Origin of the sequence: Echinicola marina (genome assembly GCF_020463795.1) — a bacterium.
Lineage (GTDB): Bacteria > Bacteroidota > Bacteroidia > Cytophagales > Cyclobacteriaceae > Echinicola > Echinicola marina.
Genome location: NZ_CP080025.1, coordinates 5,208,391 through 5,220,000 on the forward strand (window position 1 = coordinate 5,208,391; position 11,610 = coordinate 5,220,000).

Annotated in this window: 11 protein-coding genes and 1 rRNA gene (1 of these 12 only partly in view); 8 read left to right on the forward strand and 4 right to left on the reverse strand. The window is 38.3% G+C overall.

Annotation, left to right across the window (positions count from 1 at the left end; translation table 11 throughout):
- Positions 1-40: 40 nt before the first annotated feature.
- Positions 41-1,357 carry an exodeoxyribonuclease VII large subunit gene (gene xseA / locus KZP23_RS21195; RefSeq protein WP_226333812.1) on the forward strand — a complete coding sequence of 439 codons (1,317 nt, stop codon included), beginning with the start codon at positions 41-43 and terminating at the stop codon, positions 1,355-1,357.
- Positions 1,347-1,550, forward strand: coding sequence for an exodeoxyribonuclease VII small subunit (gene xseB / locus KZP23_RS21200; RefSeq protein WP_226333813.1), 204 nt, complete (start codon positions 1,347-1,349; stop codon positions 1,548-1,550). Before xseA ends, xseB begins: the two co-directional genes overlap by 11 nt.
- Before the next feature lie 166 nt (positions 1,551-1,716).
- Here xseB and KZP23_RS21205 read toward each other — a convergent pair whose 3' ends face one another.
- Entirely contained in the window at positions 1,717-2,352 is a 636-nt protein-coding gene (locus tag KZP23_RS21205; RefSeq protein ID WP_226333814.1) for a TetR/AcrR family transcriptional regulator, read from the reverse strand.
- A gap of 162 nt (positions 2,353-2,514) precedes the next feature.
- On the opposite strand from KZP23_RS21205, the gene ligA reads away from it, so the two are divergent.
- The 3 genes from ligA to dapA are packed head-to-tail and all read left to right on the forward strand — an operon-like array spanning position 2,515 to position 6,348.
- Positions 2,515-4,977, forward strand: coding sequence for an NAD-dependent DNA ligase LigA (gene ligA, locus KZP23_RS21210; protein ID WP_226333815.1), 2,463 nt, complete (start codon positions 2,515-2,517; stop codon positions 4,975-4,977).
- A gap of 16 nt (positions 4,978-4,993) precedes the next feature.
- Positions 4,994-5,485, forward strand: coding sequence for a DUF6913 domain-containing protein (locus KZP23_RS21215; RefSeq protein WP_226333816.1), 492 nt, complete (start codon positions 4,994-4,996; stop codon positions 5,483-5,485).
- A 2-nt stretch (positions 5,486-5,487) separates the two neighbouring features.
- Entirely contained in the window at positions 5,488-6,348 is an 861-nt protein-coding gene (gene dapA / locus KZP23_RS21220) for a 4-hydroxy-tetrahydrodipicolinate synthase (protein ID WP_226333817.1), read from the forward strand.
- Between the two features lie 53 nt (positions 6,349-6,401).
- On the opposite strand, the gene KZP23_RS21225 is transcribed toward dapA, so the two are convergent.
- Positions 6,402-6,578, reverse strand: a complete 177-nt coding sequence (locus tag KZP23_RS21225; protein WP_226333818.1) for a histone H1 — start codon at positions 6,576-6,578, stop codon at positions 6,402-6,404.
- 97 nt (positions 6,579-6,675) lie between these two features.
- Positions 6,676-7,926: an aminotransferase class I/II-fold pyridoxal phosphate-dependent enzyme gene (locus tag KZP23_RS21230; RefSeq protein WP_226333819.1), complete on the reverse strand. Its 1,251-nt coding sequence runs from the start codon at positions 7,924-7,926 to the stop codon at positions 6,676-6,678.
- Between the two features lie 175 nt (positions 7,927-8,101).
- On the opposite strand from KZP23_RS21230, the gene KZP23_RS21235 reads away from it, so the two are divergent.
- The 3 genes from KZP23_RS21235 to KZP23_RS21245 are packed head-to-tail and all read left to right on the forward strand — an operon-like array spanning position 8,102 to position 11,466.
- A complete protein-coding gene (locus KZP23_RS21235) occupies positions 8,102-9,604 on the forward strand; it encodes an acetyl-CoA carboxylase biotin carboxylase subunit (protein ID WP_226333820.1) in 1,503 nt (500 codons plus the stop codon).
- Positions 9,564-10,886 carry a DUF1015 domain-containing protein gene (locus tag KZP23_RS21240; protein WP_226333821.1) on the forward strand — a complete coding sequence of 441 codons (1,323 nt, stop codon included), beginning with the start codon at positions 9,564-9,566 and terminating at the stop codon, positions 10,884-10,886. Before KZP23_RS21235 ends, KZP23_RS21240 begins: the two co-directional genes overlap by 41 nt.
- Before the next feature lies 1 nt (position 10,887).
- Positions 10,888-11,466 carry a Maf family nucleotide pyrophosphatase gene (locus KZP23_RS21245; protein WP_262904763.1) on the forward strand — a complete coding sequence of 193 codons (579 nt, stop codon included), beginning with the start codon at positions 10,888-10,890 and terminating at the stop codon, positions 11,464-11,466.
- Positions 11,467-11,582: 116 nt separating this feature from the next.
- Here KZP23_RS21245 and rrf read toward each other — a convergent pair.
- Positions 11,583-11,610 (reverse strand): 5S ribosomal RNA (rrf, locus tag KZP23_RS21250); it runs 84 nt beyond the window's last position.

Sequence of the window (11,610 nt, forward strand, 5' to 3'; positions counted from 1 at the left end):
ATAGCCGGCTACGCTGGCTATTTTTTATTTATTTTGTCTTATGCAAAGCCCTCTATCATTATTAGAACTTAACCAACTGATTCAACAAAGCCTTGATGCTAATTTGGCCCCCTCCTATTGGGTAATTGCTGAAATTGGAGAATTCAGGGATTCGCCTCGGGGACATGCTTATTTGGAACTGGTTGAAAAATCCAACAAAAATATCCTCGCCAAAATCCGGGCAAATATTTGGTCATATACGTACAGGGGCATTGCATCCAGATTCAACACTATTACAGGACAAAACTTAAAAGCCGGAATGAAAATCCTGGCACAAGTCGGCGTACAATTCCATGAAGTATATGGATTAAGTGTAAACATCAAAGATATCGACCCCAATTTCACCTTGGGTGAAAAGGCCAGAAAAAGACAGGAAACTATTGACTTGCTCAACAAGGAAGGGCTCATGGACCTCAATAAGCAATTTTTACTATCCAAGGTCCCACAAAAAGTCGCCGTTATCAGCTCAGTCAATGCCGCTGGATATGGCGACTTTATCAACCAAGTAGCGCATAACCGCAGCCAATATAAAGTACATTACAAACTCTATCAGGCAACAATGCAAGGTGATCAGGCAGTAGACAGTTTAATCTTGGCCATCAAACAAGTCGAAGCTGATCTCATAAAAGAAAAGTTTGATTTAATGGTGATCATCAGGGGAGGCGGGGCACAACTTGACTTGGACTGTTTTGATGATTATGAGTTGGCTAAATCCATCGCTTGTACTTCACTGCCTGTAGTAACTGGCATTGGTCACGAAAGGGATGAATCAATAGCAGACATGGTAGCCCATACTAAGATGAAAACACCTACTGCAGTTGCTGAATTTATCCTTTCGGGATTCAGAAATTTTGAAGATTTACTGGAAACCCATTTCAAGCAAATAGAGAGACATGCCGCATACCAACTCCAAAAAGAAGACCGAAAAATCTCTAACTTGGAGCATTTGCTTAAAAGCATTTCCCAAAACCAAATCCAGCGGAGTAAGGACCAGACTCAAGTGCTCAGGCAAAGGATCATTTCCCAAGCCCAGCATATCCTTAAACTTAAATCCAGTGAATTATTGCATATGGAATCAGCCATGAAAAAGTCCGTTTCCAATATTCTCAGCAATGAAAATTTTAAGTTAAATCGTCTAGACAAAGATTTGCAAAGACTGGACCCAAACACCTTTTTGAAAAGAGGTTATACCCGAACAGAAATCATGGGAACCCCCATTAATAATGTAGGCATCAAAAGTGGAGATGAACTGACTACCTATACCCTATCTGAAAAAATCAAAAGTACCGTAAATAGCATTGAAGAAAATGAGCAATAAAGAAAACTTTAGCTACGATAAGTCGATTGGTCGGATTGAAGAAATTGTTAACCAGTTGGAGGAAGATGACAAAAGCATAGATGAACTTTCTGCTTTAGTAAAAGAAGCCAGCACATTGGTCAAAGCCTGCAAATCAAAACTGAGAATGACAGAGGAAGATATCCTTAAAGCCTTCGGAGAAGATGAACAATAAAAAACAAATTGAAGAAAGAAACCTTTAGTACCAATCCCATCTGAACAAATATCTACAGAGTGAAGTAATCATAAATCAAGAACAGTTACCTCACTCTGTTTATTCCCTCTTCATTCATATCAAATTTTGAGGATTCTATATTTTTATTTTGAACCGTCGTTCAGGATCACTCTTGTCCTGTGTACTCCTGTTTGGCCTCGTCTGTCAATATACCTTCAAAAATAATGGAAATCGCCTGATCATAGATTTTAGCGGGTTTAAGCTCCAATCCATCAATCATTTCGGAGGGAAACTGTCCCAAAAACTTTGGATCTATCAAATTCTGAATGGCAGAAGCATATATCAACACCACCATACTCTTATTCACCTTGGACGATACCAAGCCTTGATCGATCCCGTACTGTACCAGTCTTTGGAACCTCAAATAAGCTGATGTACGTATATAATCCTCCAATGCTGCCCAAACTTCTGGCACCTGCTCCCTTAAATCCGCCACCAGTTGAGGATTGATGGGGGCTAGATCCGAGGCAATTGCAGAAAGCATGGATTTCAATTTCATAAGAAAGGGCAAATTTTCATCCTGTAAGATGGTCTCTACCTTGATAGACAGCTTAGTTCTTAGTAGGTTAAAAGAAGCTTCCAACAATTCAAGCTTACCAGGAAAGTACATATAAACTGTTTTTTTGCTCATTCCTAGTTTTTTGGATATTTCATCCATTGTCGTATTCTTGTACCCGTTTTGGAAAAACAGCTTATTAGCCATCTCCATTATCTTCTCTTCTACTTTTTTACTCTTATTCATTTCGATAAAACTGGATTTCAAATATAATTATTTCGATTTAATATCACGTCTTATTCACTAACTTTGAGAAAAAAATAATAGCAGCCCTATAAGACGGAAATTTTCACTCAAAAGCTGTAGATTTGAACTACAAAAAAGCAAGCAGAACCTCAAAGGATCTACATGAACACCATTCCCAAATCCGAAGCAAAAAAAAGGATTGCAGAACTCACTACTGCTATCAATCACCATAACCAGCTCTATTATCAGGAAGACCGTACAGAGATTTCTGATTATGAATTTGACCAACTTTTAAATGAGCTTATCGTTCTAGAAAATCAATATCCAGAATTACAGGATAAAAATAGCCCTAGCCTGCGCGTAGGTGGCACCATAACCAAAGAATTCGAAACTGTTGATCATGAAACGAGAATGCTCTCTTTGGGAAACACCTATTCCAAGGAAGATTTAGAAGCCTTCGATGAACGGGTGATCAAAGGCTTGGGCCATAAGCAGTATTCCTATTTTTGTGAGCTAAAATTCGATGGAGTTGCAATTAGTCTTGTCTATGAACAAGGGAAGCTCGTAAGGGCCGTCACCCGCGGAGATGGCTATAGAGGTGATAATGTCACTGAAAATGTAAAAACCATCCAAAGTATCCCCCTATTTCTTGAAGGTGATGATATTCCCTCCAAATTTGAGGTACGGGGCGAAATATTTTTGGGCATCAAGGAATTTGAAAAGATCAACACTGAAAGGGCTGCCAATGATGAAGCCTTATTGGCCAATCCAAGAAACACTGCTTCAGGGACCCTTAAAATGCAAGACAGCAGTGTAGTAGCCAAAAGAAGGTTAAACTGCTATTGCTACCAGCTTCTTGGGGATGATCTTGAGGTTGAAAATCACTTTGATGCTATAAAATTATTGGAAAAATGGGGATTTAATATTTCCCCTACTTATAAAAACTGCACTGACATCAACTCGGTATTAGACTATATCGAATCTTGGAGGGAAAAACGTCATGAATTACCCTTGGAAACGGATGGTGTGGTGCTAAAAATCAACGACTACGGGCAAAGAGAAGAGCTCGGCTATACTGCTAAAATACCAAGGTGGGCCATTGCCTACAAATATAAAGCAGAAAGTGCTGAAAGTGAATTGATGTCGGTCACTTATCAGGTAGGAAGAACGGGGGCCATAACCCCTGTAGCTAACCTTTCCCCTGTTTCCTTGGCTAGGACTACAGTAAAAAGAGCCTCTCTACATAATGCCAATGAAATAGAACGTTTAGGTCTTCATAATGGAGATACAGTACTAGTAGAAAAAGGAGGGGAAATCATACCTAAAATAACCGGAATAGTCCTAGAAAAGAGAAAAACAGGTACCCAACCTGTCCAATATATCACCCATTGTCCAGAATGCGGAACTTTACTGGAAAGAAAAGAGGGTGAGGCCAAGCACTTCTGTCCAAATGCCAATTCATGCCCTCCCCAAATATTGGGAAGAATAGAGCATTTTGTATCCAAAAGGGCGATGGATATTGACTCATTGGGAACAGAGAGGATCAGGGCATTGATCAACCAAGGTTATGTCGCGAACCCAGCAGATCTTTATGAGCTGCATGACCAAAGAGAAATGCTACTGGGCTTGGAGATCAATAATGATCAATATGACAAGAGCAGTGAAGGATACCTGTATGTGATTCTAAAAAAAGCACTTTTTTCTATCACCCATGGCATTTCACTTACTGCCATAGATCAATTCCTTCAAGATAATGAGACACTGGAACTACAGCCAAAGCTAGAAAAATTCAAAAGCTTTATTGAAATCCAAAAATCCGGCAAAGCTCAAAATTTGGGATCATTAGAAATTTTGTTAGAGCGGCTAGCTGACCTCCCTCATGATCAGATTGAGGACTTTTTGCCTTGCTCAGTAGTCCTATCTCTTTTTGTGGGCAAACAAATCAGCTTGGAAAAACTCCATCAATTATCTCAAGAGAAAAACACGGTACATGACATCGTTTTGGCCTTTGATTTTGAGCTAAGTACTGAGCAAGAAGAAAAAATCAAAAAGTTAAAGGGCAATACATTCCAAGAAGGTGTCATTTCAAATATGTTTCACGGAATCGAATCCTCTAAAAATCAGCCTTTTGAGAAAGTACTTTTCGCCTTGGGTATCAGAAATATAGGAGAAAACACAGCACAGATATTGGCCCACCACTTTGGAAACATTGACCAGCTCATGCAGAGCTCTCCCGAAAACTTATTGGAGATCAATGGGATTGGGGAAACTTTGGTATATAGTTTAAAGGAATTTTTCAAGCAGGAAGAAAACCTCAATATCATTAAAAGACTAAGGGCCCAAGGCTTGCATTTTGAGATCAAAGAGGAAGATATGCCCAGTAAAAAGAGTAATGTACTGGAAGGAAAGAAAATTTTGGCTTCGGGAAAATTGGAATATTTTAAAAGGGATGAAATAATCGATACCGTGACTGCACATGGAGGAACATATGTAAAGTCCGTTTCTAAAAGTTTGGACTTTATCATTGAAGGAGCAGATATGGGGCCTAGTAAAAAAGAAAAAGCTGAAAAATTGGGTGTAAAACTTATTTCTGAAGAGGAATTTATTCAAATGATCCAGGATTAACCACTCAGAAAAAGATATGAAATGGATTAAAAAATTCTTCGTTTCCCTTCAGCTCAAAAAAAATAAAGGCAATACCCTAGAGAATTGGTTAAAATCAATGGATGATATAAAATCAATTCATATTTTAGCAGATTCTTACGAAGAATTGGCTATAGCTGAAGAAACTATCCAAAAAGAATGGCCAGCAAAGCTGGAAATTCAAACCGTATATTATACAGATAAATCAACTGCTGAGGGAGCTTTTTCAAGTAAGGGGTTTTCTTTGTTTGGCAAACCAAAAGATCATTTACAAGATTTCTTGAAGAGCCCTGCAGACCTGTTTTTGTCTACACTAACAGACTTTAACGACTTCCAAAAACTAGTCGTTAATCAAAAAGTTGCTCGATGCAAAATTGGTTTCTATAACCAATCGGCTTCCCATAGCTTCGATTTAATGTTAGCAAAGGAAAATACGGATTTGGACCATAATATTAAAAATTTACTTAAGTACCTAAAGAAGATAATTTAGAAATGAAAAAATTTATTGGGACGGGAGTAGCCTTGGTTACGCCTTTTGATGAGGAAGGAAATATTGATTTTGGAGGGTTAGAAAAGGTAGTGGAACATGTTATCAAGGGCGGTGCTGATTACTTGGTTGTTCAAGGAACTACTGGAGAAGCATCTACCTTATCCAGAGAGGAAAAACGTTCCGTCCTTGCTGAAGCCATTAAAATTAACAACGGAAGGTTACCCATTGTTTACGGAATTGGGGCAAATAACACCCAAGCAGCCATTGATGAAATCAATGACACCGACCTAAGCAAAGTAGACGCTATCCTTTCTGTGAGTCCCTATTACAACAAGCCTAGTCAGGCTGGCATTCAAATCCACTTCGAGAAAATCGCTGATGCCTGTCCAGTTCCTGTGATTCTTTATAATGTACCTGGCAGAACCATGTCCAATATGGCTGGACAGACCACATTGGCCCTTTCAAAACATGCCAATATCATTGGAATAAAAGAAGCCAGTGGAGATTTGGTACAGTGTATGGAAATCTGTAAAAATAAACCTGAAGATTTTATCTTGATCTCAGGCGACGATATGCTAACGGCCTCAATGCGTGCCATAGGCTGTGAAGGGGTTATATCGGTTCTTGCCAATAGCTTCCCAGATATCTTTAAGACCATCTGTCACGGAAGCCCTGAAGAGGCCAAAAACGCTACTTTCCGTTTACTGGAAATCAACCCACTGATGTATGCAGAAAGCAACCCTGTGGGAGTCAAAAACCTTTTGAAACACTTGGGAGTCTGTGGAGACCAGGTGAGGTTACCACTTCTTAGAGCTACTGAAAGTTTAGATAAGAAGATCAAAGAACTTTCACAAACAGTATAAAAAAAAGCTGGCCACTTTAATTGGCCAGCTTTTTTCTACTTTTAAAGCTTATATTAACCTTTATTTTTAATGTCCTGAACTTCTTTACGAATTTCTTGGGCCATATTTTTCATCTCTTGCATACCTTTTCTAACTCTGGTACCCGCTGCTGAATTTTTCTTTTCATAGAACTTTTCGAAGTCAGCTTCCAAAGACGTCACTAGATCTTTGATTTCACTAAATCTACTCATGATAAAAATTAATTTTTAGGTTGATGATAAGTTTATTTTTCATTCAATATAGTCAAAATGTTTATAAAACAACAGATCAGCCATATTTTTTAAAACTTTATTCACCAAATGAAGTCGCTAGTTCTGTGGTTTTATAATATCCACTAGAAAGTTTATCCTTAATGGCTTCAAAAGCAGAGATAGTTTCTGCCACATCCTCCAGTGTATGGACAGCAGTAGGGATTAATCTTAAAATAATCATTCCCTTTGGTACCACTGGGTAGATAACTACAGAGCAGAAGATATTATAATTTTCCCTCAAATCCTTACTTAGGGTAGCTGCTTCTCCTACTGTTCCATTCAGTACCACAGGAGTTACAGGAGTAGTAGTCGTACCGATACTGAATCCTTTTTCTTTTAAGCCATTTTGAAGTGCATTGACCACTTTCCAAAGATTAGCTTTGTGCTCAGGATTATTTCTCAATAGTTCCAATCGCTTCAATCCACCTTCTACAAACACCATAGGAAGTGATTTAGCAAAGATCTGAGAACGCATATTATACTTCAGGTAATGAACCACTTTTTCATCACCGGCGATAAATGCACCAATACCAGCCATGGATTTAGCAAAAGTAGAGAAATAAAGATCTATTTGATCCTGAACTCCTTGCTCCTCTCCTGCTCCAGCACCGGTGGCCCCCATGGTACCAAAACCATGCGCATCATCTACCAATAACCTGAATTGGAATTTTTCTTTTAACTTCACAATGCCTTTCAGATCCCCCATATTACCGGTCATCCCAAAAACACCTTCAGTAATAACCAGAATGCCGCCACCAGTTTCGTTAGTCAACTTCTCTGCTCTTACCAATTGCTTTTCGAAATTTTCCATATCATTATGAGGAAAAACGAAACGTTTCCCCATATGCATTCTCAAAGCATCAATAATACAAGCATGGCATTCACTGTCATACACAATGACGTCCTTACGATCCACCAAAGAATCAATCACGGACATGATCCCTTGATAACCGAAATTGAGCAAGTAAGCTTTTTCTTTTCCAACAAACTCTGCCAGCTCTCTTTCCAACTTCTCATGTAAATCCGTATTACCAGACATCATTCTCGCTCCCATGGGATATGCGGCCCCCCATTTCTCTGCAGCTGCTGCATCAGCCTTTCTCACTTCTGGGTGGTTAGCTAAGCCTAGGTAGTTGTTCAAACTCCAGGTCAATACTTCCTTTCCCTTAAATTTCATTCTAGGAGCTATTTCACCCTCCAATTTTGGGAACATAAAATATCCTTCTGACAAGTCAGAGTGCTTGCCAAGTGGTCCTAGGTTTGTCTGTAGTTTTTCAAATATATCCAAAACTAATAATCGTTTAGAGTACTTACTGCTTACTTCTTATACTGTTCGTTAAAACCCCCAAAAATAGCATTTTTTCAAGTTATCTGCAAAAAAGCTATCACATTTCACAATTCCTCCATTTATTGTTATATTATTAAAAAGCATTTTTTCAACATATTCATAGTCCAGATAACCTATGTCCAAGATCAAAAAAGTCCTAATTGCCAATAGAGGAGAAATAGCCCTAAGGATCATGAGAACGCTACGTGAAATGGAAATACTTTCTGTGGCAGTATACAGTGAGGCTGATAGAAACGCTCCACATGTACATTTTGCAGACGAAGCTGTCTGCCTGGGACCTGCCCCTTCCAAACAATCCTACCTTTTACAAGACAAAATCATTCAATTGTCTATAGGCTTAAAGGTAGATGCCATTCATCCTGGCTATGGTTTCCTCTCAGAAAACGCTGCTTTCGCACAGAAAGTCCAAGAAGCTGGGATCATTTTCATAGGTCCCTCTTCTGCTGCAATAGAGATTATGGGCAGTAAACTCGGCGCAAAAAAAGCAGTAAGCCAGTATAATATCCCTTTGGTTCCGGGTACCGATGATCCCATATCAGACCTAAAGGAAGCAAAAAAAGTTGCCAAAAATATAGGCTACCCTATTCTCATTAAAGCCAGTGCCGGAGGGGGAGGAAAAGGCATGCGAATAGTAGGCGATGAAGAACAATTTGAGGAACAAGTACAAAGAGCGGTAAGTGAAGCCCATAGTTCCTTTGGAGATGGTGCTGTGTTCATAGAAAAATACATCAATTCACCTCGTCATATAGAAATTCAAATATTGGGAGACCAACATGGCAATATTGTCCATCTTTTTGAAAGAGAATGCTCCATACAAAGAAGACACCAAAAGGTAATAGAAGAAGCTCCTTCAGCTGTAGTTACGCCTAGCATGCGGCAGAAAATGGGCATAGCTGCAATCAATGTTGCCAAGGCCTGTAATTACTACGGTGCAGGGACAGTTGAATTTATTGTAGATGAAAAATTGAATTTTTATTTTCTTGAAATGAACACTAGACTACAGGTGGAGCATCCTGTAACTGAACTTATTACAGGAAAAGACCTAGTACGAGAGCAAGTGCTTATAGCTGAAGGAAAAGCATTAAGTTTTAACCAAGAGGATTTAAGTATTACTGGACATGCAATTGAAACCAGGGTGTATGCCGAAGATCCTAAAAACAACTTCCTGCCAGACATAGGTAAACTCCATACCTATAAAAGGCCTGAAGGACCGGGGATACGAGTAGATGATGGATTTGAAGAAGGAATGGATATCCCAATATATTATGATCCTATGATCGCTAAATTGATTTGTTATGCTGAGGACAGAGAGAAATGTATTGAAAAAATGATACGGGCTATCGATGGCTATAAAATTACGGGAATTGAAAATACACTTCAATTTGCCAAATACGTCATGAAACATCCTTCTTTTAGGTCAGGTGCATTTGATACAAAGTTTATAGAAAAGTTTTTCAGTCCTGAGAACTTGGTCACTGAATTCTCTAGGGATGAAAAGACAATACTGGCCGCATTAGGTGTCTATATTTTCAAACAGTCATCCCCAAAAAACCAAGCCTATCCAAGTAAGTCTCTAAATGAAAAAAGCAATTGGACCAAAAGGAAAAAACGTGGCTGAAATACTCCCTTTACGTGCTTGGCGATACAATGAGAACTTGGGAATTCCCTTAGAACAACTTGTTTCACCGCTATTTGATGTTGCTAGCGCAAAGCAATTAATGAAACTTTATCAATTTCCTTTTAACAGCATACACATAACATTGCCTGACAAAGCCGCAAAGCCAGGTAAGATTATCAAAAAATGGAAACATGATGCTATCCTAATTCAGGATAGGGAGCCAGCTATATATGTTTATTACCAGTACTTCACTCTACCTAATGACAATAAGGAATATTGCAGAAAAGGCTTTATAGCACAGATCAAAGCCTATAACTGGGAAGAAAAGGTGATCTTGAGGCATGAAGACACGATCCCATCATCCGTTAGTGAACGCGTACAAGTTCTAAAAGAAACTTTGATGCAATCTAGTCCTACTCATGGCCTTTATGAGGACAAAACCTTTCACTTGGAGAAATATATGGATGACGCCATGAAAATTCCTTTGTATGATATAATCGATGACCTCGGTGTAAGGGATGTCCTTGCAAGAATAACCGATCCTATGATCGTCAAAAAATTTCTTGGCTTAATAAAATCAAAAAAGATCATTCTTGCTGACGGCCATCATAGAATCCAAGCTGCCATTGAATATAAAAATAAGTGTACTAGAAAGAACCCCTACCATAACGGCAAAGAAGGTTATAATTACCATATGATGTACTTTACTAATTCAAGTTCAAATAATTTAAAAATCCTACCTACACATAGATTACTAAAAAACATACAACTTACTGAAAAAGAAACACTAACTAAAGCGAAAAAGTATTTTGATCTGATTCCCTTATCCCAACATGACATCGCTCATCCCAACCAAATAAAATCTAAATGGAGCTTTATACTTTTAACCAAAAAAAGTTCATACGGCATGCTTTTTAAGCGAGAGTTATTTAAAGATTTCACCATATCAGCACCAGCCATGCTAAAAGAATTGGATATATCCATTCTACACTTTTTCTTTGTCGACAAAACAGTAGGAATTCCCCTAAATCAACAACGATATTCGAATAGTATAGAATATGCAAATGATTTAGAGGTATGTCAACAAAAATTGAGCAAGGAGGAAGTAGCTATGGTCCTACTTACAAGAGCAATAAAAATCGAAGAAATAATAAAAGTATGTAATTCAGGACATATCCTTCCCCAGAAATCAACCTATTTTTACCCCAAATTATTATCAGGCTTACTATTTGGCTCAATAAAAGAAGAAGAATTTAATTATCCGTATTATAACTATCAATAAATTGTTTCCTATACTAAACACAAAAAAAATAGTTCTTGCCTCCAAGTCCCCTAGAAGACAAGAGTTAATGAAAGGTCTATTTATACCTTTTGAAGTCCGCACAAAGGAAGTAAATGAAGATTTCCCAGAGGATTTGGCCCCCACTGAAGTAGCTACCTATTTGGCTGAAAAGAAAGCAAAAGCATTTGAATCAGACCTTGCATTTGATGAGTTACTAATTACATCCGATACCACGGTACTAGTTGATGGAAAAGTATTGAACAAACCCGCCAACAAGTTGGAAGCAATCGATATGTTAAAGCTATTATCAGGCAAATCTCATCAAGTAGTATCTGGAGTTTGTATGATGGACAAATCAAGAAAAACAGTCTACTCGGACATTACAGAGGTCCATTTCAATAAATTATCAGATGATGAAATAGAATTCTATATAGATAAATGCCAGCCTTTTGATAAAGCAGGAGCATATGGCATCCAGGAATGGATAGGCTATGCAGCAGTCCATAAATTAGTAGGTTCTTTCTATACAGTAATGGGACTTCCTGTACATAAAATATATGAAGAATTGAAAAACTGGTAAACTCAACAAAACACCAATAAAAAAGCCAACAGCTATATTAATAACTGTTGGCTTTTTTTAGTAATAATAATCAAAAAAAGGCCCCTTTGACATTTCTGTAAAAGGGGCCTGATAGGTGAGGGCGGCGACCTACTCTCCCGGGTG